Origin of the sequence: Chitinophaga oryziterrae (genome assembly GCF_009758125.1) — a bacterium.
Taxonomy (GTDB): domain Bacteria; phylum Bacteroidota; class Bacteroidia; order Chitinophagales; family Chitinophagaceae; genus Chitinophaga; species Chitinophaga oryziterrae.
On record NZ_WRXO01000004.1, the window covers coordinates 363,267 to 388,457 of the forward strand.

The 25,191-nt window shown below is 40.6% G+C and carries 24 protein-coding genes; 18 read left to right on the forward strand and 6 right to left on the reverse strand.

The annotated features are described in order from the left end of the window. Positions 1 to 211 precede the first annotated feature (211 nt). Both GO495_RS16505 and GO495_RS16510 read left to right on the forward strand, forming a co-directional pair. On the forward strand, positions 212 to 853 hold the full coding sequence (locus GO495_RS16505) for a DUF6266 family protein (RefSeq protein WP_157300817.1): 642 nt from the start codon (positions 212 to 214) through the stop codon (positions 851 to 853). Positions 854 to 1,123: 270 nt separating this feature from the next. Beyond that, positions 1,124 to 1,468: a hypothetical protein gene (locus tag GO495_RS16510; protein ID WP_157300818.1), complete on the forward strand. Its 345-nt coding sequence runs from the start codon at positions 1,124 to 1,126 to the stop codon at positions 1,466 to 1,468. 56 nt (positions 1,469 to 1,524) lie between these two features. Here GO495_RS16510 and GO495_RS16515 read toward each other — a convergent pair whose 3' ends face one another. Continuing rightward, on the reverse strand, positions 1,525 to 1,662 hold the full coding sequence (locus GO495_RS16515) for a hypothetical protein (protein ID WP_157300819.1): 138 nt from the start codon (positions 1,660 to 1,662) through the stop codon (positions 1,525 to 1,527). 127 nt (positions 1,663 to 1,789) lie between these two features. On the opposite strand from GO495_RS16515, the gene GO495_RS16520 reads away from it, so the two are divergent. From GO495_RS16520 to GO495_RS16550, 7 genes are all read left to right on the forward strand, one after another. Beyond that, positions 1,790 to 2,413, forward strand: a complete 624-nt coding sequence (locus tag GO495_RS16520) for a hypothetical protein (protein WP_157300820.1) — start codon at positions 1,790 to 1,792, stop codon at positions 2,411 to 2,413. Between the two features lie 172 nt (positions 2,414 to 2,585). Next, complete coding sequence (locus GO495_RS16525; RefSeq protein WP_157300821.1) at positions 2,586 to 4,400, forward strand: glycoside hydrolase family 2 protein; 1,815 nt, start codon at positions 2,586 to 2,588, stop codon at positions 4,398 to 4,400. A 278-nt stretch (positions 4,401 to 4,678) separates the two neighbouring features. Further along, a complete protein-coding gene (gene ric / locus GO495_RS16530) occupies positions 4,679 to 5,638 on the forward strand; it encodes an iron-sulfur cluster repair di-iron protein (protein ID WP_157300822.1) in 960 nt (319 codons plus the stop codon). A gap of 94 nt (positions 5,639 to 5,732) precedes the next feature. Next, positions 5,733 to 6,539 carry a DUF2249 domain-containing protein gene (locus GO495_RS16535; RefSeq protein ID WP_157300823.1) on the forward strand — a complete coding sequence of 269 codons (807 nt, stop codon included), beginning with the start codon at positions 5,733 to 5,735 and terminating at the stop codon, positions 6,537 to 6,539. A gap of 1 nt (position 6,540) precedes the next feature. Next, positions 6,541 to 7,833 (forward strand): heme-copper oxidase family protein, encoded by a 1,293-nt coding sequence (locus tag GO495_RS16540; protein ID WP_157300824.1) that lies wholly within the window; start codon positions 6,541 to 6,543, stop codon positions 7,831 to 7,833. Then, complete coding sequence (locus tag GO495_RS16545) at positions 7,830 to 8,156, forward strand: metal-sulfur cluster assembly factor (RefSeq protein ID WP_157300825.1); 327 nt, start codon at positions 7,830 to 7,832, stop codon at positions 8,154 to 8,156. Before GO495_RS16540 ends, GO495_RS16545 begins: the two co-directional genes overlap by 4 nt. Beyond that, positions 8,157 to 8,588: an RrF2 family transcriptional regulator gene (locus GO495_RS16550; RefSeq protein WP_157300826.1), complete on the forward strand. Its 432-nt coding sequence runs from the start codon at positions 8,157 to 8,159 to the stop codon at positions 8,586 to 8,588. Positions 8,589 to 8,604: 16 nt separating this feature from the next. Here GO495_RS16550 and GO495_RS16555 read toward each other — a convergent pair whose 3' ends face one another. After that, positions 8,605 to 9,195 carry a Pycsar system effector family protein gene (locus GO495_RS16555; protein ID WP_157300827.1) on the reverse strand — a complete coding sequence of 197 codons (591 nt, stop codon included), beginning with the start codon at positions 9,193 to 9,195 and terminating at the stop codon, positions 8,605 to 8,607. 257 nt (positions 9,196 to 9,452) lie between these two features. On the opposite strand from GO495_RS16555, the gene GO495_RS16560 reads away from it, so the two are divergent. The 4 genes from GO495_RS16560 (at position 9,453) to GO495_RS16575 (ending at position 11,553) form a co-directional block, all read left to right on the forward strand. Then, positions 9,453 to 9,650: a hypothetical protein gene (locus tag GO495_RS16560; RefSeq protein ID WP_157300828.1), complete on the forward strand. Its 198-nt coding sequence runs from the start codon at positions 9,453 to 9,455 to the stop codon at positions 9,648 to 9,650. A gap of 149 nt (positions 9,651 to 9,799) precedes the next feature. After that, entirely contained in the window at positions 9,800 to 10,492 is a 693-nt protein-coding gene (locus tag GO495_RS16565) for a helix-turn-helix transcriptional regulator (protein ID WP_157300829.1), read from the forward strand. 63 nt (positions 10,493 to 10,555) lie between these two features. Further along, complete coding sequence (locus GO495_RS16570) at positions 10,556 to 10,969, forward strand: DUF1761 domain-containing protein (RefSeq protein WP_157300830.1); 414 nt, start codon at positions 10,556 to 10,558, stop codon at positions 10,967 to 10,969. Positions 10,970 to 10,974: 5 nt separating this feature from the next. Beyond that, complete coding sequence (locus tag GO495_RS16575; protein ID WP_157300831.1) at positions 10,975 to 11,553, forward strand: YdeI/OmpD-associated family protein; 579 nt, start codon at positions 10,975 to 10,977, stop codon at positions 11,551 to 11,553. A gap of 424 nt (positions 11,554 to 11,977) precedes the next feature. Here the strand turns inward: GO495_RS16575 and GO495_RS16580 are convergent, their stop codons facing one another. The 4 genes from GO495_RS16580 to GO495_RS16595 form a co-directional block, all read right to left on the reverse strand. After that, entirely contained in the window at positions 11,978 to 13,321 is a 1,344-nt protein-coding gene (locus tag GO495_RS16580) for a S41 family peptidase (RefSeq protein WP_157300832.1), read from the reverse strand. A 418-nt stretch (positions 13,322 to 13,739) separates the two neighbouring features. Further along, positions 13,740 to 14,645, reverse strand: a complete 906-nt coding sequence (locus GO495_RS16585) for a helix-turn-helix domain-containing protein (RefSeq protein ID WP_157300833.1) — start codon at positions 14,643 to 14,645, stop codon at positions 13,740 to 13,742. 97 nt (positions 14,646 to 14,742) lie between these two features. Further along, the gene (locus tag GO495_RS16590; RefSeq protein ID WP_157300834.1) at positions 14,743 to 16,017 is read right to left on the reverse strand and encodes an NAD(P)/FAD-dependent oxidoreductase; all 1,275 of its coding nucleotides are present in this window, start codon (positions 16,015 to 16,017) and stop codon (positions 14,743 to 14,745) included. A 14-nt stretch (positions 16,018 to 16,031) separates the two neighbouring features. Beyond that, entirely contained in the window at positions 16,032 to 16,727 is a 696-nt protein-coding gene (locus GO495_RS16595; RefSeq protein ID WP_157300835.1) for an SDR family NAD(P)-dependent oxidoreductase, read from the reverse strand. Between the two features lie 244 nt (positions 16,728 to 16,971). On the opposite strand from GO495_RS16595, the gene GO495_RS16600 reads away from it, so the two are divergent. From GO495_RS16600 to GO495_RS16620, 5 genes are all read left to right on the forward strand, one after another. Then, positions 16,972 to 18,180: an efflux RND transporter periplasmic adaptor subunit gene (locus tag GO495_RS16600; protein ID WP_157300836.1), complete on the forward strand. Its 1,209-nt coding sequence runs from the start codon at positions 16,972 to 16,974 to the stop codon at positions 18,178 to 18,180. A 6-nt stretch (positions 18,181 to 18,186) separates the two neighbouring features. Beyond that, positions 18,187 to 21,342, forward strand: a complete 3,156-nt coding sequence (locus tag GO495_RS16605; protein WP_157300837.1) for an efflux RND transporter permease subunit — start codon at positions 18,187 to 18,189, stop codon at positions 21,340 to 21,342. A gap of 24 nt (positions 21,343 to 21,366) precedes the next feature. Then, the gene (locus GO495_RS16610; protein WP_157300838.1) at positions 21,367 to 22,764 is read left to right on the forward strand and encodes an efflux transporter outer membrane subunit; all 1,398 of its coding nucleotides are present in this window, start codon (positions 21,367 to 21,369) and stop codon (positions 22,762 to 22,764) included. 115 nt (positions 22,765 to 22,879) lie between these two features. After that, positions 22,880 to 23,701 (forward strand): helix-turn-helix domain-containing protein, encoded by an 822-nt coding sequence (locus GO495_RS16615; RefSeq protein WP_157300839.1) that lies wholly within the window; start codon positions 22,880 to 22,882, stop codon positions 23,699 to 23,701. Positions 23,702 to 23,796: 95 nt separating this feature from the next. Next, a complete protein-coding gene (locus GO495_RS16620) occupies positions 23,797 to 25,191 on the forward strand; it encodes a TolC family protein (RefSeq protein WP_157300840.1) in 1,395 nt (464 codons plus the stop codon).

Here is a 25,191-nt window from a genome sequence, read left to right on the forward strand (position 1 = left end):
AAACAGGTGTTAGTTCGCTCAACACCTGTTTACCTCCTGTTTATGTGCTGCTTACCTGCCGCTTAGTACCTGCTTATTATAACTAAATCAGACAAGAAATAGTCTCCGGTATTCATTAAATTGCCTGTGTTAGCCTGGTAATTATCATTCCTTCCTGGAAATAGTATCAGTCTATAGTAACCCTTGTTTCAACCCTTCAATACAGATTACAATGGCACGTTTAAAAAATGGCGTTTTAGGAGGCATATCAGGAGTACTAGGCCCCCTTAATGGTTATATGCTCAGAGGTCAGTATATTCTCCGTTCGCGCCGTCAAAAGAGCAATAAACCACTTTCAGAAAAGCAACTGGCTCCACTGCGAAAAATGAAGGCCGTAACTGATTTTTTACATCCGTACTTTACAGATTTGATAAACATTGGCTTTCAATATGCATCTGCAGGAACATCAAAAACCCCCAATAATTTAGCGTCCTCTTACCAATTTAAAAATGCCGTTATAGGACAATATCCCGATTACCAGATAGATTATCCAAACGTAAGATTTACAGAAGGCCCAATGAGCACTGAAGGGATCAACGCATCAGTGATGGCAGAAGGGGATCAATTAAGATTTTCATGGACACCCGACCAGGGTTATACGCATTACAATGATCGCGTAATACTGATAGCTTATGCACCCTCTTTAAAAGAAGCAGTATATACTTTATTTGGTGCTGAAAGAAGAATAGGGACGGATGTATTAAAATTTCCCCATGATTTGTGGAAGGGAATAGTGATAGAAACCTACCTCTCATTTAAAGCGGAGAATAGCATATTATGTACAAACAGCTTATATCTGGGACAGATAAAATAACAAAAGGCTGCTTCGAATAGGCATTATTCAAATTAAATGAGTACTTCTATTTAGCCCCATTATTCTATCGCATCTCTACTGGGTGAACAAAAGTGATGGATGCTCTTATTATAAAAGGTATAGATAAAACACGACTCTCCTTTAAAGGATGGGGGCAAACTAAGCCTCTTTCAGATAGGTAGCTATGAACAAATTGAAATCCATTATTATTGGGGTATGGTCATGTAAAATGGCCATACCCTTTATAAGATGTATAGTAAAAGGAATCAAATGAAGAAAATATTGTTATTGCTGTTATTACCCATAACTGCATTTACCCAACAGATGCTAATCACCGGTTATCTCCCTGATTGTCCAGATAATACTGATGTTTATATTAATAAGCCTGTCGGTCCTTATGCAAACATCAACATGAAGGAGTCCGGAGCAAAAGTGATGAATCATGCATTTAGTATCATAGTTCCCCTTAGGGAGCTGGCTATTGTAATAATAGAAAATAAATATATAAAGGCCTTATCATTTTCCTCTCCCGGCGATTCTGAGAATCATAAGCCATTACCGCATCCAGACTTACAAAACGCATTTTGTTATTCCATTTGGGGAATGGGTTTCTAGAAGTTCTATATTAACCCATCTGCCACTATAGACGTCGCATCGGTAATGCCTGTACTTTAGCGCACAGCTTTCAGCAATAGCCTTACGAAATCTCTTGCTATACCCTCTACTTCGGAGTAAATATAACCGGCAGCCACTGCTACAAATACCCTTTTTATCATTTCTATGTACGAATACGAACAGAGACCGTTCATTCATGAACAGTTTTGCTGTCATAATATCGCCCACATTTGCAGCTACCGCGATTCTTTAAGACAGGCATAGTCATTGTTGTTTGCAAACATCCGTGGCACATGTTGTCTGGGCATAAATCCAATGAATATGAAAAAACCTTTTCTTTTACTGTTCTGTCTCTGGTCCCTGCATTCATTCGGACAGGAAAAAAACAGTTTCAATCCTGAAACATGGAAGGCTCCATACCATTTGCCTGTCGAAGGATGGGGAATCGAGCGTTTCGCGATGCCGATTGAGTTTGCACCCACTATTCCTTATAAAGGCGTAGAGGATATCCGTTTTGCCCAGGGTTGGGGCGAACCTGGTAATCAGAATTACTGGTCGTATTCCTTTTTATGGTATATAGAAGGAGCGCAGAAAATCAATGCTGAAATCATTGATAAAAATTTAAATGCGTATTACGATGGCTTGATCAGCCGGAACATAGAAAAACGGAACATTCCTGCGAGTATGGTCACCAAAACAGACACCCGGATAAGGAAACTTGGAAAACCACAAGGCAGCGATGCGGCCACTTACTCCGGTACTGTCACCATGCTTGATTATATGGCTAAAAAACCTATGGTGCTAAATTGTATGGTACACGTTATCAAATGTCCGGGAATGATTAATACAATTGTTTTCCATCAGCTTTCACCACAACCTTTCACTAATCCGGTCTGGACAAACCTGAAAGGACTAAGGGAGAGTTTTGACTGTAATAAGCAGTAAAGTGAGAAAAATCCGAATGAAAGGATATTGTGCATGGTTTAGGACTGAGTATGGAGATGATACCCAGATTGCAAAGAATTGGAGGAACAGCAATCTTAAAAATAAAGTTATTACGTTCCGGAAATATTATGTAATTAGTTGAAAATTATAGTCTCCTTTCTCAAAAAATGCCATGAAGAATATTATCAGGAAATTTGCCTATTGTTTTGTATTGCTGATTTGTAGCACGTTCGAAAGTCTGGTCGCGCAGATCCCCGAGTTACCTACCCAATGGACTAAATCTGCGATGGAGTCCTCACTTCCCTTCCCTGAATATCCACGGCCGCAATTGCAGCGTAACGATTGGATGTGTTTGAATGGTAAATGGGATTATATGGGTGGCCAGCAGGTGGCGATTGCTCTTTATCCTTCAAAACCGATCAGTTTTGAGAATAGCACTGAACAAATACTTGTTCCTTATTGCCCGGAGTCCTTCCTTTCGGGTATTAAGCGCAGCCAGGAAATCAATATGTGGTATCGCAGGCGTTTCGAGCTTCCTGCTTCCTGGAACAATAAGCAGGTGATACTCCATTTTGAGGCAGTTGACCATGACGCAACCATATTTGTAAACGGACAAAAAGCAGGGACGCATTCAGGCGGTTATGATGCCTTTAGTTTAAATATTACACCATTTTTGAGTAAAGGAAATAATACACTAATCGTTGCTGCGCATGATCCGAATAACGGGAGGACTCCATCCGGTAAAAATGGTCCAAGGGGTGACTATACGTTTACCTCCGGTATCTGGCAGACAGTATGGCTTGAACCGGTTAATAAAAATTATATCAAAGATATCCGTATACTTCCTGATTTGGCAAACAGCCGCTTAAAAGTATTGGTGGATGCTGATCCTGCGCAGGTATCTGCAATTGCACTTGATGGCGACAAAGTGATTACTGAAGTTAAAGGAGAGGCGGGTACTACATTTTATCTTCCCATTAAAAATCCGAAGTTGTGGTCTCCTGATGAGCCTTTTTTGTATGACCTTAAACTTAGTTTACGCGATAAAAATGGTAAGGTCACAGATGAGATAACCAGTTATTTTGGAATGCGTGATGTCAGATTGGATAAGGTAAACGGTGTAGTCAGACCTTTACTGAATGATAAATTCGTGATGCAGATCGGCATGCTTGATCAGGGTTACTGGCCAGACGGTATTTTGACTGCACCAACAGAAAATGCACTAAAATATGATATTGAATTTACCAAAAGGGCCGGATTTAATCTGATCAGAAAACATATGAAAACCGAGCCCAAACGATTTTATTACTGGGCGGACAAACTTGGTTTACTTGTATGGCAGGATATGCCGGCGATATGGTATCAGGATGAAGACACCGCGAAAACCAGGTCTGCTTTCCGAAATGAATTGAAAGCCATTATCGACGATCATTATAACTCGCCATCCATTATTACCTGGGTTCCCTTTAACGAAAACTGGGGCGCATTCGATGTAAAAGAAATTACCGATTGGGTAAAAAGATATGATCCCTCAAGACTGGTGAACGGTAATTCCGGATTTAATAATAACCCCGATTATCAGAAAGCATATGGAGATCCGGGAAATGGCGATTTTGTAGATACCCATATTTATATAGGTCCCAATGGAGCGTCCCTGCCTGATGAAAAACGAGCTGCGTCATTAGGCGAATTTGGTGGCCTGGGCCTCTTTGTAAGAGGGCATATGTGGCCCGTAGAAAATAATGCCTACGGTTTTGAACCTACAAAATCTGCCCTCACTGACCGCTACATACTCCTGATGGATCAGGTTGAGCAGTTGATGAAATATAAGGGATTGAGTGTTGCAATCTATACGCAAACTACCGACGTTGAACATGAGGTCAATGGGATATTAACATACGATCGCGCTTTTGAGAAAATGGAAGTGGAAAGGATTAGAGCCGTTAATCAAGAAGTAATTAATGAAGGAAGAAAGATAAAACAGTAGATCTGAATTTTTATTGCAGGAAGGGGCTATTCTGGTTAACCCGCATAATCCGATAGTGATTGATCCTGATTGAATGTCATAGAACCTGGTAATAGGTTGATGCCATGACCGTTTACCCCAAAATCCCCGGGATTTATTTATTCAACCTGACCGTTATCATATGATACTGGGTAAAAACATGATTGTCGTCAGTTTAGTCAAAATACCCGATAATAAAAGCATTTAAATACTTTTATTGCTTGATCTTTGTTTCATCAAATAATTTCAAACTATACAATATGCAAGCAGTAATTGAAAATATTCTTGATGTAACTATCCTTGAACCAAGGCAAAAGCATCCTACTATTTTCGCCCGGTTTGATGAACTGACAGAAGGTGAAAGCTTAGTCATACATAACGATCATGATCCCAAACCTCTTTATTATCAATTATTGGGTGAAAGAGGCAATATTTTTACCTGGGAATACCTGGAAGAAGGGCCTGCGTTGTGGAAAGTGAAAATTTCAAAACGAATTACAGGAGAGAATGATGAGACCCTGGGACAGATTGTTGCCAAAGATTTACACAAAGCGCAGGTATTTAAAAAGTATGGACTTGATTTTTGCTGCGGAGGGAAGAAAACCGTAAAGGAAGCCTGTGCAGAAAAGGGATTAGATGTAACTAAAGTTGAACAGGAACTTCAGCAGGCTGATAAATTACCATCTTCCCGCCCGCTGCCATACGGGGATTGGAGCCTGGGTTTCCTGGCTGATTATATCGTCAACACGCACCATACTTACGTAAAGAAAACCTTACCCGATATAAGGGCTTATGCGGACAAAGTGATGAAGGTGCATGGTAATCATCATCCTGAGTTGTTACGCATCCATCAATTAGTGGAAGATGTAAATACAGAATTAATGGCGCACATGGTAAAAGAAGAAAGAGTATTGTTCCCCTATATTAAAGAATTGGAAGCCGCCAAAAATAATGCACAGCCATTGCATGTAACACATTTCAGAACGGTACAGAATCCGATCAGTATGATGGAGATGGAACATGAAATGGTTGGAAAGAATCTTGAAGAAATCAGGAAGTTATCTGACAATTATTTATTACCTGAGGATGCCTGCGCCAGCTACAGCCTGCTGTACCATATGCTGGATGAATTTGAAGAGGACCTGCATTTGCACATTCACCTGGAAAATAATATCCTGTTCCCAAAAGCACTGGAAATAGAACAACAATTAAATCTATGAAGAATGGGAAGATGTTTTTGGGTTAGTTGGTAAAGTGGATGCTCAAGTGAGATAAGGATACTTACATTAGTTTTATACCATAATTCTGATAAAGATGATTATCAACGTCAATACTAAAATAGGCGCTTTAATCAGGCATAACCCCGAAACCCTGGAGGCCATTGTAAGTATTTCTCCAAAATTTGTCAAACTCAGAAATCCGCTGTTACGAAAAGTAATTGCAGGCAGGGCCAGTATTGCGATGGCATCCAAAATTGGGGGTTGCGGGGTGGATAATTTTTTCAACGTCCTCAAACCATTAGGTTTTGAGATTGATAACCTTGGCCTGGGTGAGAAAGCCGGAGTAGAACCGGTTCCCGGTTTCCTGAAGGATATTACCCCGGACAAAATCATTGAATTAGATGTCCGGCCTGTTATTGAAGCGGGAAAGGACCCGCTGAACATTATCCTGCAGAAGGTGAAATCGCTTGACAGAGGGCAGGTACTTAAGATCGTCAACAGTTTTGAACCGACTCCTTTGATGCACCTGCTCGGAAGGCAGGGATTTGAATCTTATAGTGAAATTGTAACTGACGAACTGGTACAAACGTATTTTTATAAAAAAACAAATACGATGTTGAATCCGGCAGATAATGTGAGCCGAAATTCAGAGAGCTGGGATGAGGTCCTGCAACGTTTTAATGGCGAACCGGAGACTATTGACGTAAGACACCTGGAAATGCCTTTGCCTATGCTTACAATAATGGAAGCATTGGAAACATTACCGGCTGAGAAAGTTTTGTTTGTTTATCATAAGCGAATCCCGGTTTTTCTTTTGTCCGAACTGAAAGAACAAAAGTTCAGTTACCACATCAGGGAAATCAGCGATGAAGAGGTGAATCTGCTAATTTATAAAGATTGATATGTTTACTGTCACTGGAAATACCGAAACGTCCACGACTACCTCTTACCGGGTTGTACTTCCGTTTTATCTGTATGCCGCTGTTGCCTTTTTTGTGGCAACTATTTTACTGCTATTATCTGCAACTTCTATTACTGAGCATTATTTTCATCCCCATGCTTTGGCGATCACGCATATCATGGCGCTTGGCTGGGGGACTATGATAATTCTTGGTGCAGGTCATCAACTGGTCCCGGTATTGATAGAAGGAAAGTTGTATAGTAACAAACTGGCTTATACTTCATTTGTACTTGCAGCCATAGGTATTCCTTTATTAGTGTATGGTTTTTATTTATTTAATATGGGATGGCCTGCTAAATGGGGAGGGCGATTAATTTTTTTAGCCATTATTGCTTATCTTATTAACCTTGCTGTGAGTATTACAAAAAGCAGGCATAGAAATGTTCATGCCATTTTTGTTTTAACAGCCACGATCTGGCTATTGGCTACTGCGACTGTAGGATTAATGCTTGTATATAATTTTAACTATCATTTTATGCCGGCCAGCTCTGTTGAGTTTCTTCCGTTACATGCACATGTTGGCATTATCGGGTGGTTTTTATTATTAATAATCGGGGTTGGCTCCCGGTTAATCCCTATGTTCCTTATTTCCAAATACAATAATCCGCGGAGGCTTTGGAGCATATATGCTTTGATCAATGGAGGGCTACTGGCATTCGTTTTTATTTTTTTATATACAAGCAGCAGATCATTGTTACTTTTCCCATTATCATTTGTGGCAATAGCTATTGTGCTATTTGGTAATTACTGCTATAAGTCATATCAGCAACGCATTCGAAAAAAGGTGGATGAGCAGATGAAGGTTTCTTTGCTTTCTGTATTGATGATGCTTTTGCCTGTCATCTTCGTTATTGTCATTGTTGCTCTGTTAATAATGTCATCTGCGGAAAATATCCAACTGGTGATTGCTTATGGGTTTATTATTTTTTTTGGATGGGTCACTGCTATTATTTTAGGAATGACTTTTAAGACCTTGCCTTTTATTGTTTGGAATAAAGTATATCATCAATTGGCTGGCAGGGGAGGTTCCCCGAATCCTAAAGACTTATTCAATAACCGCATTTTTCAATGTATGGCAATAAGTTACATTTTGGGCTTTATACTGTTTACGGCAGGTATTTTCCTGGGATATGAGTATGTGCGGCAAGTTGCGGCAGCATTATTAGTATGCACGTCCTTATTGTATAACGTGAATGTAATAAAATTGCTGATGCATAAACCAGTCTTTGTATGAATATCATCAACAACAGCAATATAAAAAGCACAGTTGCATTGGCAGTATTGCAGAATGTAGTGGATCCTGAGATTGGATTGAATGTGGTAGACCTTGGTTTGATTTATCAAATTGATTTTGATGAAATAGGAAAGAAAATATTTTGCATGATGACGCTAACCACACAATTTTGCCCCATGGGTGAATCCGTTACAGATGCTGCAAAAGCAACCTTAAAATCTGCTTTCCCCGGATATGATCCAACCATAGAATTAACATTTAATCCATCCTGGAATCATGAAATGATTTCAAAAGAAGGACGTGAATTTTTAAACGAAAGATAAATGCTCAGCCTTACCTGCAAAACTGCTATTAAAGCAGTTATTTACCTTGCATCAAAATTTGAATCGGCCGAAAAAGCCGGTATCAGAGAAATTGCAGATTATATAGATGCCAGCGAACATACTGTAGGTAAAATGTTACAAACCCTGGTAAAAAAGAAAGTGATTAACAGCGTCAAGGGACCCAACGGCGGGTTTTATATTACAGCAAAACAAATGCACCAACCACTCTTTAATATTGTAGACGCTATTGATGGTAAGGAAGTTTTTAATGAATGCGGGCTTGGCTTAAGTAAATGTTCTGCTACCCGGCCATGTCCCATTCATAATGACTACGGGAAAATCAGAGATCAATTCAAAGCATTGTGCCAGCAAAAAAAGGTAAGCGATGTCTGTGAAATAGTTACAGACGGATTAGCGTATTTGATTGGATAATATCATTAAAGAGACACTATCCAACAAACAGATTTGTATTATGGAATACGGATTGAAGGAACGCAAAAATAACAATGATCAATCCGAACATGAAAACGTTGTATGCCGCTCTCAATAACCTGTATTTCCTTCCTAATACCACACCCTGCGCATATTCGTCCTTGATCAGGCTTTGATATAAATACTCCTCGTCTCCCAGGGTTTGGGTCATACCAGCAGCATATTCCTTTATTTTCATTTTATAAAAATTCCCAAAGAAAAGCAGGTTCACCTTTTTGTCGGTTATATCCGATGCCGTGAATTTGCCTTTAGGAAGGGAAGGCCTGGTAGCTAAAATAGCCAGGATCAAAGTAAGCAGGCTGGTTGCCAGCAGAATGAAAGTTGGCAGGACCAGATATTGAACATCTTTTAAGCGTCCCAGGACCAGACTGATAACAGCGGAGAGGATGATAGAATTCACCGTGATCAATATTTGAGCCTTATTATCCGCCATATCACTTAGGCGGTGGTCGGTGCCGGCAGTAACTCTTAGCAATCTCTCAATTAAAATACCTGTATCAGTTTTTGTCGAAGACGGAATTTCTGTTGGCGTTTGATCTTTATTCATTTGTACATTATATTTATAGCCAGCAAATAAGCTTTTGGTTTATTAAAATTAAAACATATGGATGATATTCAGCTAATAGCGAAGTATTATCCCGCATCAATTCATCCGGCAGCTTTGTTATTTGCATGATAAGATTCGGCCTGTAGATATAAAAAAAATATAAAAATATACTTATATTCATACAAACAAAATCCAGGGAACTCAAATTAGTCATTTATTTGTTAATGTCCTTATTTGCCTGGTCATAAATACGGTTTATGAAGAAGTATAAAAAGATAACAATGTTTTTTATTGAGTTCGCATTAACACTGGTAGTGTTTATTGCATTTTTCGGAATTATGGACCCTCCACTCTCCGTAGAGAGAATAGGGACATGCATATTCATATCTCTGTTATTGACATTTACTTTTTCTTTCTTCTTTAAAAGAAAACAGAAAACCGAAGATAATATGTAATCCCTGCCATAAACGCATTTATCTGTTTGTAATAAAAAAGAAGCTGTCACTGGCAGCTTCTTTTTATGCATATCATAATTATAGTTGTATGAAAACAAAGCTGTACCATACATCATAAACAAAAATCCAACTTCTGAAAAGTTTCAATAATGAATGATAATGATACAAAACGACTTTCGCGACTGACGGCAATTTTAACCCAATTGCAAACGAAACGACTTTTGACGGCAACAGAATTGGCCAGCAAATTTTCGGTAAGTATCAGAACGATTTACAGGGACATAAAGGCATTGGAACAAGCAGGAGTTCCAATTTTGACTGAAGAGGGCAAAGGTTATACCTTAATGGAAGGATACAGAGTTCCACCTGTTATGTTTACCGAAAACCAGGCCAACGCTTTAATCCTTGCGGAGCAACTAGTATTAAAAAACAAAGACGCTTCTTTTGTTAAAGACTATTCAGAAGCTATCGAGAAAATAAAAGCCGTATTAGGGCATAATGTAAAAGACAAAGCTAATCTGCTTTCCGAGCGGACCCGGTTTAGCCAAAACATTAATAGTGAGAAAAATAGCAATAACCTATCTGATTTGCAGTTTGCCCTTACAAATTTTTGTCTGACAAAAATTGAATATACCAATGAATCGGACAAAGCCACAAGCAGATTGATCGAACCCTTTGCATTGTTAAGTACACATGAGAATTGGTTATTAGTTGCGTGGTGCCGTTTGCGTAATGAGTTTCGGTTTTTTCGACTTGACAGGATTAAAAAACTGGATATTCTTACCGAGAAGTTTTCCCCTCACAAAATGACCTTACAAGAATATTTTGATCGTTATCATTAACCCCTGACATAGGGCTGTCACAAGACCAATTTAGATTTGCAGCATAAATTCAAAAATCAGATTATGATTAGTCAATTAGCAAACTTAAATTGGATTAGCGTTTTAGTCGCATTTGTTGTGTATTTTTTACTCGGAGCTTTATGGTTCACCTTGTTTTTCAGTAAGCAGTACAAAATTTCTTTGGGTCGTGATAACGAAACTTTGCCAAACAAACCTATTTTTATAGTCGGACCTGCACTTTGCTCTCTGGTGATTACAATTGCAACTGCGGTTTTAATTTATGCCCTGCATATTCAGTCTTTTAGCGCTGCGTTGGAATTTTCTTTATTTGTTGGTGTTGGATATCTGGTTGCCAATACCGTCAATATTGCCATCAATCCCAATATTCCCCGGCCAATCCTCTATGGAGTTATAAGTGGGACCTATCATTTATTAGGTATTTTGATGGTGAGTATCATTTTGGTTACAATGAAATAGAAGGAATGCTGAAAAAGGGAATAGCAACTTTCTGCCCGGCAGGCAGACAAGATTGGAGACAATGGTTAAAAGAAAACCATCATTCAAAACAATCTGTCTGGCTTGTTTATTATAAAAAGAGGTCTGGTGTTCCAACAATAACTTACAGTGATGCTGTTGACGAGGCCCTTTGCTTTGGCTGGATAGACAGCACAAAGAAATCTATAGACAGTGAAACGTTTATGCAATTCTTCTGCAAACGAAAATCCAATAGTGTCTGGTCAAAAATAAACAAGGGAAAGGTGCAGCGATTAATTGAGGAAGATCTTATGACGCAAGCTGGTTACGAAAGCATTGAAACTGCAAAACAAAATGGTTGGTGGACAATTCTGGACAATGTAGAAGAATTGAAAATACCCAACGACCTGCAAACAGCATTCAAAGCAAAGTCAGGTTCAAAGGACTTTTTCTTAAGTTTAAGTAAATCTGTCAGGAAAAGCATTTTGCAATGGCTCGTTCTTGCGAAACGACCGGAAACGAGGCAAAAACGAATTTGTGAAATAGCAGAACTTGCAGCCCAAAAACTGAAACCGAAACAGTTTTAGGGACTTAGAACAACCGTTTTGCATCAATTTGGCCTGTGGTTCAGGTACCTGGGATCGTATTCACAGTAAAGGGTTTCAGCAAATCTGCTGAAACCCTTTATTATTTCAAAGTGTCTCTATTGTTTCGTAATTATTCTCGTATATGTCTTTCCATTATGAGTAATCTTCACTACATATGAACCTGTTGGTAAAAGTATGCTCCCGGTAAAATACATTTTGTGTACTATTATAAAGGACGTAACCTTTGAAAAAACAGATGTATTTTACTGGTAGTATACGTTCTACGGATAAGATGTGTGCATTGAGATGAAACTGATACGTGGCTTTTTGCTGATGGAATTGTATTGCCCATTTGTGAATTATTGTCTTCCAGGTCGATCTTTTTCAATATAGGTAATTTTGTTTTCGATGTCGGACCTTGACGTTAATCCAATTTGTATTCAAGAAGCTTATTCAAAGCAGGCGGATTGCCGTTCCTGTTTAAAAACATCTGTAATATGAGGGTTGAAGTTACATTCTGATCCGGCTTGACTACCGAACATTTATTCTCCGGCAAGCTATCCGCAAAATCAAGATTAACGTAGCAGGCGGGAACGGAAAATACCAATCCACTATTGGGTAGCCGATATTGCAATAATATCGCTGCATTCATGAAATGCACATTACCGCCGGCCTGCGTGCCGAATAAAAGCGCCCGCTTATTCACCCTGGCAAGGGTGGCAAAGGCGCAAGCTGCGGAATAGGTCTGCCCGGAAATGAGAATATACACAGCCCCGGTAAACCGCTTCTCTGCTGCTACTGGTTCCAAAGGCGTCTGAAAGAGCTTTTTCTCGTACGTTTTCGTCGCGGTCTTTCGGAAGCCGCCCCACAATGCCCGCTCTGCATCACGGGACACTTGCCCGTTTAAAGGGCTGTAGTTGATTCCCGTCAGATATTTACGGTAGGGTATATCCTTCTTATCCGCACTCAATGTCAGGGAAAAGCTGAAGGGGCGATCTGTCAGATAAGAATATAACAGCGGCACGTTATTCATAAGGCCGCCACCATTACGGGTGAGGTCAATAACCAACCGGCCTATACTATCTCTCCCCAACTTACCAAAGAAGCTGTCCAGAAAAGTCTTCAATGTATCCGGAGGAAAGTAGAAAGTATTCAAATACAGGGTAGCGGTGCGGTTTGCCTTATCGATGTCATAATCTATCGCTTTTCCTTCCTTGCTTTTCCAGAAAGCAGAGGGGGTCACTCTCCTGGGATACATAACCTGCAAATAAGTCTCCATGGGAATAGCCTCAACTGTCGCATGTCTTTTCTGATTTTCGTACCTGTACTCAACATCGAAGCTTCTCTGTGGCCCATATTCCTCCGACCATATGATGGGCAACGCTGCCTCAATTCCCGAAAGATCCATTACTGAATCGGCCCCGTACCTGTTTCCGGAGGAGTGAAGAGCGTCGAGCAGCTGTCTTACCGTGTGCCCATTGATGGCAGTGATCTCCGCCGCGAAAGGTATATCCACGCTGTCCTGGTTGATATAAAGACTGTTGCCGATAATGCGGACTGCATAAGGCCAAACTTTAAATCCCGTTTGCTGCCATTGAAAGTAGCTATGAGAGTCAGCACAGAAATCGCCTATGTCGACATATTTGAAAACAGATGCCACCTGAGAAATTGTCATAGGCTGACCAAGACGATAGAGAGAATCGATTTTTCTGGAAACCTGTTCCCTTATACCCGGCTTATTATATATAGGATGAAGAGACGTGATCAACTGCTTAAAAATTGGAAGGTCGTTTCTGAGGTTTTGCCTGAAGGTAATGATACTTTCTTCATTTTGCGCCAGGCACAGAAATGCATTTATGATGCACAAAAAAAATAAGGAAAGAATTTTAACCCGAATTCTATTCATAAGTATGTCTTCGTGTAGGAAATTAGCCTTTTTGTAGGCGCACGGGGAAATCATGAACCTAAAACTTGAAGATAGTATTTTTTCTCAATTTTGTGCTATTGACCAGAAGACCTGTTTTCGATAGATATCCGATACCACCAACAGTCAGATGCAGTGTATTTATGATCAACAACATCTGGCAATCTACGCTGTTATAATATTTAAACTGAGTCACTACCTGCGATAGGGAATGAGAACAGTTGCGTTAATATGAACTTCTTAAGACTGGCTCTGACAGGTTTTATTTTGCTGCGCCTTTATACTTACTTGGAGTGATACCTGTATGTTTTTTGAAAAATTTACTAAAGAAAAACTGATCACTAAACTGTAATTGTTCCGCTACGGTCGCAACTGACAGCCCGAGATCATCCAACATTATTTTTGCCTCCATAATCACAATTTCATCAATCATTTCACCACAGGTTTTATTGGTTATTTCTTTCACTATTTTAGTAAGATGCTTAGGCGTTATATAGAGCGCATCTGCATAGAATTGTACCCCGCGTTCTTCCCTGAAATGCTGAAAGAGCAACTTTACAAATGATCTTAATATCTCTTCTTTCCTGGTTGTTTTTACCTGCTCATCCGGCCGGTACTTTTTAAACAAAGCAGCTACTTCAAACATAAAAATATTAAACCCATGATGAATTATTTCGGTCTTAAACGGATGTTCATATGCCGGATCCTCCATTTTACGCAACATCTTTATAACGTCATGTAATGCATCTGCATCTTCCTGCTGCAGTAATAAACAAGGGTTATTTTGTAAGGAGAAGAAACCAAAGGATGATATATGTTTTTCGCCAAATCGGGCCTGTCCTAAAAAATCATGCGAAAAGCTAACCGCTATAATGATGAATTCATTGTTATGGTTTTGAAACTGGTGTATAGCATTGAAAGGAATAACAACAAGGTTGTTCTTTTTTATATGGTAATTAATCAGGTTGATTTGAATATCCACTTCCCCCTCAATTACCAGCCCGATCGAAAAATGATTGGAACGTAAAGGTCTCCCTAATATGTCCTCCCTGGGTTTAAATTCATCATTCCTGAAAGTAAGAAAATCTTTAGCCGGGTCCTTTCGGCCAGCATCAATACTCATTTCACTTATGGTAAAAGTGTGAATAGAAGGAGAATTGGCTTTCATAAACTTAACATGACAATTAACACGAATGAAAACCAAATTAATTAAATTAAACCAGATTCTGTATTCTTCTCAATCCCTATTTATGGAATTTAACAATTTACGTTCTTGAGGATGGTCTGATGATCATACGTAATACCTGGTCTTTTGTAAAATAGGCCAGCATCCAGTTATAAAAAGTTTTAACACGGTTACGATGATTGGCTAAATAGGTTAAATGTATAAACAGCCACATCACCCAGGCAATGAATCCGTTGAAATGCATTTTTTGTTTTGGCATATCGGCTACCGCTTTTTTACTGCCAATAATAGCCATCGATCCCTTATTAAAATAAGTAAATGATTTAAGGGGTTTGTTACTATTAATAGCCATCAAATTATGAGCGAGATTTTTACCCTGCTGCATAGCTACCTGTGCTACCTGGGGATGGCCGTTGCTATAGTTTGGATCGCTGGTTTGCAAAGCGATATCGCCAATAGCAAAAATGTTAGAGAACCCATTTACAGTATTGTGCGCATTCACCCTTAAACGGTTCCCATTTCCATATGAACTTTGGGGAATGCCTGGAAATACCTCGCCGGTAACACCAGCAGCCCATATTAAAATTTTAGCAGGTATAATTTCACCCGTAGATAACATTAATGAATCATCTACATAATCTGTTACACGTGCGCCAAGCTTAATGTTTACCCCCATATCCTGTAATTTATTATAAGTATAGGTTTGTGAGGTTTCACTCATGGCAGATAATAAGGAGTGATGACTATCTACCAAATAGATACCGCCGGCATGATCAGTCAGTTCAGGATAATCTTTGGGGAAAATACTTTTTGTCATTTCGGCCAGCATGCCGGCTATTTCTATCCCTGTTGGCCCGCCACCTACAATAACGGTAGTAGTTAACTTTTTCTTTTCAACAATATCTGTTACCCTGGTGGCTGTTTCAATTTGCTGAAGCAGATAATTACGCATATTGATAGCGTCATCCAATGTTTTCATGGGTAACGCATTTGCTTCGATGTTTTTCAGGTTTAAATAATTGCTTTTAGTACCGGTAGCTAAAACAAGGTAATCATATTCCATCTCACCTGCATCAAGCAATACTTTATTCTCTGCCGGTAAAATTTCGACCAGCCGGCCTAAATAGAAGTTAATATTCTTTTTACCCTGCAGCAATTTGCGGTAAGGATAGCTTATACTGGAAACCTCTAAAAAGCCCGTAGCCACCTGGTATAACAACGGCTGGAAAAAATTGTAATTATTTCTGTCAATCAATGTAATATGATAACCGGATCTTTTTTGTAGATTTTTAGCCAGGTTTAACCCGGCAAAACCACCGCCTACTATTACTACCTTCTTTTGAGTGTGCGCCATAATTTATTTATTGATTAATGATCATTATGCATCCAATGAAACAGCGGGTCTTTACCTTTTGTATTGCCGTCGTATAGATCCAGTATTAGTGCTCCCAGCTCATCCGGATGGATATAATTATTTTGAGACTTGTTTTTTTTCTTGTTAGGATCTACATACAAATGATAGTATTCCATATTCGTATCCTTTATTTCTTCGAAAAACATTTTTGCCATTTCCTTTTGCATGCATAGCGATAAGCGGGTAAGTTTAGCCTGCTCTGTTTTTAAAGTATGGTTGGTGAAATCGATACTGATAAACATACCTCGCCGGGATTTTTTTATACCAATAAAGGATAGTCTGGCCGCAACAAAAAAAGCGGTTATATTTTGTTCAATAGTGCGCTCCCAATCTGTAATTTCTACCTGGTTAAGAGGTTTAGTGAGTGAAGAGCTTTCAAAGCAGGCAATACTCAAGTCTATTTTGCCAAAACGTTCGATGATATCATCTGTCATTTGCTCCGCCCTATAAAAATCGGGATAATCGGCCAGCATGGTGATGATTGAACCGCTGCCGGTAACTGCTTCAATTTGTTTGATCCATAACAGATCTTTTGCGCTTTGCGCGGGTACTATAACAATTGCATTTTCTTTCAACAGCATTTTTGCAATGCTTATAGCTATTGCCCCTTTACTTCCCGCTAAAACCGCGACTTTATTTTTCAATGACATGTTATAAAGATTAACTGCTTGTAAAAGCAATACAAATATTGGTATTAAAAAGGGATGCATCCATGTCTGTATGTGGTAACAATATGTCTAAATGGCTCATTTGAATACAGGTAAATGGTTAATGCGACATATACACATGCTTTCACTCCTTACAGACATTTTTTAACGATTGTCTAACGCTCAACTTTGTGCCGTCAATTAAAAGGATACACGCTAATAATCACTTCAATTAATGCATATAAGTATGAAAATGCCCATAACAAAGAACACCGTACTACTGATCTTTCAATTGTCAGCAGCATTGACAGCGTTAACTTCATGCGGGGGGAGACCCCAGGCCGGTGGCCCGGGAGCGGGTGGCCCCACCGGACCTGTGCCTTATAAAACTGCAGAAGTATACGCAGGACCAGCTACCATGTTTTACAGCTATCCTGCTACTGTACAAGGTGAGCAGAATGTTGAAATACGTCCCAAAGTTGACGGTTTTATTCAAGATATATTTGTAGATGAGGGAGCAACCGTGCATAAAGGTCAGCCATTGTTTGCATTACGGAACCCGCAATACGAAGCCGCTGTAAGAAGTGCCGTTGCAGCTGTTAAAATAGCAGAAGCCGATGTTCAGACAGCAGAAATGGATGTAGAAAAGGTAAGACCCCTGGTAGAAAGAAAGATCATCAGCGATTATGAGTTACAATCAAAACAGTATACCTTAAATTCAAAAAAAGCCTCATTGGCATCAGCCCGGGCCGAACTGATTAACGCTAACGTGAATGTAGGTTATACCTATTTAACAAGCCCGTCTAACGGTGTTATAGGAACCATACCCTATAAGGTTGGCAGTCTGGTAAGCAGCACATCGGCGAACCCACTTACCACTGTTTATAACACGAATAACATTTACGTATACTTTTCTTTAAATGAAAAACAACTGCTTGAATTTTCAAGAACGCTAAAAGGCGCGACTCTTAAAGAAAAACTGGCTACCATGGCCGATGTATCATTAATACTTGCTGATGGAACGGAGTATCCGGAGAAAGGAAGAATTGTTACAGTCAGTGGTCTGATCAGTACAGAAACAGGATCAGTAAGTTTCAGGGCTGATTTCCCCAACAAACCAGGCTTAATACTCAGCGGAAGCAGCGCTACGATAAAAGTACCCGTTCAAATAGAGAATGCTTTGCTGATTCCTCAAAATGCCACTTATGATATGCAGGGCCAAAAATTTGTTTATACGCTAAACGATAAAGATAGTACTGTAAATACCGGTATAAGTGTATCTGCAAACCCTATAGGAAATCTATATGTGGTGGAAAGCGGTCTGAAAAAGGGTGATAAGATTGTAGTAGAAGGTGTAGGTAATTTAAGGCCGGGTATGGCCGTTAAACCGCTGCTTTCTAATCCCGACAGTTTATATGCTGATGCCGGTAAATCTATGATTCATACAAAACTTTAAAATATCATGCTTAAAATATTCATAAAAAGACCGGTTTTATCTACCGTAATATCGGTAATCATAGTAATACTTGGAGTATTGGCCTATTTAGGACTGCCTGTTACCCAATATCCTGAAATTGCCCCGCCTACTGTTAAGGTGTCGGCTACTTATACCGGTGCCGGTGCAGATGTAATTCAAAGAAACGTTATTGTGCCGCTGGAAGAGCAGATAAATGGTGTGGAAGGAATGACCTACATGACATCTACAGCCACTAATGATGGGGATGCAACAATAACCGTGTACTTTAAACTAGGCACAAACGCTGATATAAACGCTGTAAACGTGCAGAACAGGGTGCAAAGGGCCACTAATCTTCTGCCTGCCGAAGTAACCAAAGCAGGTGTGACCGTAGATAAGCAGCAAAGTAGTAACCTGCTTATTTTTGCGCTTAAAAGTGATAATCCGTCATATGACCAGACATTTTTAAGCAATTATGCCAACATAAATCTTATACCGGAAATTAAACGGATAAACGGTGTAGGCAGCGTGGTGTCATTCGGTACAAAAGACTATTCAATGCGTGTTTGGCTGAAGCCGGACGTAATGGCCACTTACGGCATAACCCCTGCAGATGTGAACAACGCACTTGCAGAACAGAATTTTGATGCTGCACCGGGTAAATTTGGAGAAAACAGCGACCAGGTTTTTCAATACACCATTAAATATACCGGCCGGTTGTTAGATACCACGCAGTTTGGTAACATTATTATGCGTACCAAAACTAATGGCCAGTTATTACGCTTAAAAGATATTGCAAGGCTGGAAATGGGTTCCCTCACTTATTCATCCACCATGAATACAGACGATCGGCCGGCAACCATTATTGCCATAAGCCAAACGGCTGGTTCCAATGCCCAGGCCATTATTAAGGATGCCATAGCTACACTTGATAAAGCATCCACATCTTTTCCCAAAGGTGTAAGTTATGTGCCCTTGCTGAACGTGAATGATTTTTTAGGTGCATCTATAGAGAAAGTGGTACACACTTTAATAGAAGCCTATATTCTGGTTTTCATTGTCGTTTTTATCTTTCTTCAGGATTTTCGCTCAACCCTGATACCCGGTATATCAGTATTGGTGTCCATCATCGGCACGTTTGCCTGTCTCAGCCTGTTTGGCTTTACAATTAACCTGCTTACTCTTTTTGCACTGGTGCTGGCAATTGGTATTGTGGTAGATGATGCCATCGTAGTAGTAGAGGCGGTACATGCCAAGCTGGATGAAGGGTATAAATCAGCATATAATGCATCTGTGGATGCTATGTCTGAATTGGGCGGAACTATTGTAGCTATCACATTGGTAATGGCTGCTGTGTTTGTCCCGGTTTCGTTTATCAGCGGTAGCTCGGGTGTGTTTTTTAAACAGTTTGGTTTAACGTTGGCTTCGGCAATTGTTATTTCAGCAATCAATGCCTTAACACTTAGTCCTGCTTTGTGTGCCTTGTTTTTGAAACCGCATGAGGAACATGATGGAACCAGGAAAAACCTGTTACAAAGGTTTTACACTGCTTTTAATACAGGTTTTGATGCCTTAAAGGGTAAATACCAAAAGTCAATAGGTTTTCTAAGCCGCAAAAAATGGATCATTCCATCCACAGTGGTTTTATTTACAGTACTGTTGGTTTTCTTTATGAAAACATCGCCGGCCGGTTTTGTGCCAAATGAAGATCAGGGTACCATTTTCGCTGATATCAGCTTACCTCCGGGTTCCTCTCTTGAGAAAACCATGCAGGTTGCCAATATGGTAGACAATATGGCGAAGAATATACCTGTCGTTGTTAACCGGGCAAAAATAACCGGGCAAAGCATTATCAATGGTACAGGTAGTAATTTTGGATTGCTCATATTCAAGTTAAAGCCGTGGGACAAAAGAGAGGGAGTAAAAGTAGATGATGTAATTGGTCAGCTGTTTGGAATGACTGCCGGCATAAAAGATGCGAAAATCATCTTCTTTGCACCGCCCACTGTACCGGGCTTTGGTAATTCAAGTGGTTTTACCATTGAATTGCAGGATAAGACAGGTGGTAGCATAGAAAACTTCAGTAAAGTAGCCGGTGGCTTTCTGGGAGCAATCAATCAACGCCCCGAAATTTTATACGGTGCTACAGGTTTTAACCCTAACTATCCTCAATATTTGATGAATATAAACGTTGCCAAAACAAAAGAAGCCGGTATTTTAACCAGTGACTTAATGGCAACTATGCAGGGGTATTACGGTGGTATATATGCTTCTAACTTTAACCAGTTTGGTAAACAATACCGGGTTATGGTGCAGGCTGATGCTAAATACCGGAGCAATTCACAGAGCCTCAATAACGTGTATGTGAGAAATGCTGCCGGTAACATGGCGCCTGCATCCGAATTTGTGACCCTTACAGCTGTTAACGGACCGCAAAGTTTGTCGAGGTTCAACTTATATAATAATATATCTGTCATTGGCAGTCCTAAACCAGGGTTTAGCAGTGGGGACGCACTTGCTGCTGTAAGAGAAACCGCGGCTAAAACCCTGCCTGCCGGTTACAGCTTTGACTATTCGGGCCTGTCGCGTGAGGAAGTAAATTCGGGAGGACAGACAGTCTTCATCTATATACTTTGTATCGTGTTTGTATTCTTTTTGCTGAGCGCTCTTTATGAAAGTTACATTATACCGTTTGCTGTTTTATTCTCCCTGCCGGTAGGTTTGTCTGGTACTTACCTTTTCGCCAGAATAATGGGAATAGATAACAACATATACATGCAAATATCTGTAGTGATGCTGATCGGCTTACTCGCGAAAAATGCCATCCTGATAGTCGAATATGCAGTTGCAAGGCGGGAGAAAGGAATGGCCATTGTGGCCGCTGCCATTGAGGCCGCCACAGCACGTTTGCGTCCTATATTAATGACGTCGCTTGCGTTTATAGTGGGCTTAATGCCGCTTATGTTGTCTTCTGGTGTTGGTGCTGCCGGTAACCGCTCTATTGGCACCGGTGCTGTAGGCGGGATGCTGACAGGAACAATATTCGGGGTATTTATTACCCCTGTGCTCTACATCATTTTTCAAACATTACAGGAAAAATTCAGCGGAAAAAACAAGTCTGATGAGACAACCGTTCATCCGCTAACTCCTGCATTGGATTAATGATCATTAATTAAATCAAACAACATGAACTTAAAATATTTTACACGTACAGCTGCTGTAATTGCAGTAGCTGTACTGATATTGCCCGGATGTAAACTGAGGCAGACTTACGTACGTCCTGCTGTTGAAACGGATAGTTTGTACCGCGGGGGATATACTACAGATACTACTACCATCGCAAATATATCCTGGCGACAAATGTTTAAGGATGTCCAATTGCAGACTTTGATACAGGAAGCTATTACCAATAACTACGATTTGAAAATAGCCGTTGCCCGTATCAAACAGGCTGAAGCCAATTTGCGCCAGGCGAAAGCTGCGTTTTTGCCAACGTTAAGTGTTGGGCCGCAATACACCAGGCAAAAAGTTGCTGCTATACAAGGCGGCAACCTGGGATTTACGCCAGACAATGTTTACGCGGTAACAGGCAATGCCAGTTGGGATATAGATCTGTGGGGGAAATTGAGCAGTGCCAGGAAAGGTTCACTTGCATTGCTTTTACAGAGTTATGCCTATCAGCGATCTGTCCAGACGAAACTGATTGCCGACATTGCTACCGATTATTATAACCTGTTGGCTTACGATAAGCAACTGGCTATAACGATACAAACCGTAGACAATCGTAAAGAAGATGTAGAAACGAATAAAGCACTAAAGATAGCTAACCGTGTAAATGAGGCATCAGTTGCGCAAAGTGAAGCCAACCGTTACGCAGCAGAGGTTACCATACCCGATCTGCAAAACAATATCCGGCAAACTGAAAATGCACTGTGCGTTTTGATAGGAAGACATCCGGGTACCGTTCAACGGAACATACTTGATGCGCAGGAAGTAGACACTACCTTACAAACGGGTGTGCCGGCACAATTGCTGAGCAACCGACCCGATGTACAGCAGGCGGAGTATAATGTCAGGTACTATTTTGAGCAGATCAATGTAGCCCGCGCTTACTTTTATCCTTCCCTTAGTATTACTGCCCAGGGTGGTTGGCAGTCGTCAACCGTTGGCGATCTGTTTAAAAGCGCTACCATTTTTGGCAATGTTGCGGCAGGTTTAACACAGCCTATATTTAACAAAGGCCTGAACAAACAACGGATGCAACTTGCCAAAGCACAATACGAAGAGTATGTCGCAACGTTTCAGCAAACGGTGCTTGATGCCGGTCGCGAAGTCTCTGACGCCTTATACACCTACAAAGCAGTGGAAGATAAATCCGTCACCCGTAAGCTGCAACTTGATGCCTGGTTCAGATCTGTGGATTATAACCGCGAATTGCTTAAAAATGGTTACGTCACCTATACCGATGTATTAACATCTGAACAGGGGTACTTATCTGCACAGCTAAGCAGCATCAACGACCGGTTGCAACAACTGACATCATTGGTAACACTGTACAAAAGTTTAGGCGGGGGATGGAAATGAGTCTTGTAAATCCAGTATAAATTGAGTCCGCGAGGCCGATACGTGGGAAAAGCTGCGTAAATCATATGATTTACGCGGCTTTTCTGCTATATTAGCAATTAATAACGCATGTCAGTTGGAAAAGAACATTCCGGTAAAAAACAAGATCAACGCAGAAAAGCATATAAAAGCTGAAACTTTCAGGAAAGAGACCCGTACTACAGAACCTCATAAACATAAACAGTATTTCGAGATCGTTTTTATAACAACAGGTAGCGGAGCTCACTGGATAGATGGTATTCAATATGAGGTAAAGCCGCCCGTTCTTTTTTTCATTACACAGGACCAGGTGCACAACTGGGACCTGAAAAGTGAACCGGATGGATATGTCGTTATTATTAAAAAATCATTCATAGAAAAAAGCCTGGACCTTCAGTTAAAAGGATTGCTCGATAGCATAAGTACTTTACATTGTCTTCACATAGAAGAGAATGCCACCCTGGACCGTTTATTTGAATTACTGGCAGAAGAGAACAAAACAGAAACAGAGAGCTCCTTTCACGTTATTGAAGGTTTGTTAAAAGCCTTGCTGAGTAAAGTGCAGCAGATAGCGGGCCCTGAGATGGATAAAATCTCTCAGAAAGCAGATCTGTACCAGCTTTTTCTGAAACTACTCAACCAGCATAATCCTATAAGGAACAAAGTATCCTATTACGCAGGCATTTTAAATACCACTCCCCAGAATCTCAATGCCGCCTGCCGTAAAGCAATTGATCTTCCCGCAGCGGAAGTTCTTGCCGGGTTTATCATGAATGAAGCCAAGCGCTTACTGTTATATACGGATAAAACAGTATCCGAAATCTCTTTCTCATTGAATTTCAATGACCCTTCCCACTTTGTGAAATACTTCAAAAGGCTTTCCGGGCATACGCCTCAATCATTCCGGGATGCGAGATAGCAGATACCAGAGTATTTTCAAATATACCATACTATGCGAATAGCGATGTCTAATTTTAGCGCAGCATACCTGTGCCCGTTAATATCGCATTTAATATGAAAGATAATCGTCGTTTAAACCCATTGGTGAAGCTATTTGTAGTCTGCTGCCTGCTGGTAATAACAAATGAGAGCTTCGCACAACAGCATCCTCTTTCTATTAAAGAAGTGTTATCACTGATACAGACACAACAGCCCGAACTGAAAAGTTATAAAGAGCAGGCCACCGCGGCTGGTTATGCTGTAAAAGTGGCGCAGAATACATTGATGCCGGAGGTTACTGCCGGGTACCAGGCTGGTTATGCTACCTATAACAATATTACAGGTATGAGTTATCCGGGTTTAATACTGCCCATCAGTGGGCCACCCTCTGCCGGGAATACGTATGATCCGGTACCCGGAACTGCCCTGACTGCCCTGTTAAAGTGGAACCCTGTCACCTTCGGCCAACGGCAGGCAGCCATTGAAAAGGCAGCCGCGCAATACCGGTCAGCCGCCAGCTATTATAACGATTTCCTTTTCCGGCAGCAGTTTACCGCCATTGCTACCTACCTGGATGCCGTATATCTCCGTAAGCAATTGCAAAATTATCAGGCGAATAAAGAGCGCACGGAAGCAGGACTGCAACAATCGCTTATATATGCACAACAGGGTTTACGCCCTGGTATTGATACTACACAGTTTCAGGCAGCATTGGCGCAGGTGGAAACTGATTTACTGACTATACAACAGCGATATTACGCACAGCTTGCTGAATTAACCCGCCTTACAGGATTGCCGGATCAGCCGGATAATATTCAGTTATCAGATACGCTGCTGATCTCTCAGATGCCTTCTGTTACGGATACAACCACTGCTTTGGGTACACATCCGGTATTGCAATATTACCAGACTAAAAAAGCGGTCAGTGAAGCTGCATTAAAAGAAGTACAACGCGCCTGGCGTCCCAGGCTGGATATATGGGCGAATGCTTATGCGAGAGGTTCTGGTGTGGCAGCAGATGGCAGTGTCAATAAATCTGCCGGCTGGTCGCTTACGCAGAAGAATTATGGAGCAGGTATACAACTGAGTTTTCCGCTGCTGCAATTCTCGCAGGTAAATATTCAGAAGAAGCAGTACCAATCGATCGTAAAAGCAGATGATGCACAACTGGCCCAGGTAACCCTGAATTTGCAGAAACAACAGGAAACGGCCCAATATAATTACCGGCAGAATATGTTGATCGTGCGTCAGGCAATGGTACAATCGCAGGCCGCGCAATATGCTTTTGACGGATTGAAACTGAGTTATGAAACGGGTCTGGTAGATTTTACAAGACTTATTCAGGGGCAATACGACCTGTTAAAGGCGGAAACAGGTGAGGCTGGTGCATATCTCCAGTTATGGCATAGCTTACTTGATATTGCCGTTGCCAATGGTAATCTGGATGAGTTTATAAACAGTATAAAATAA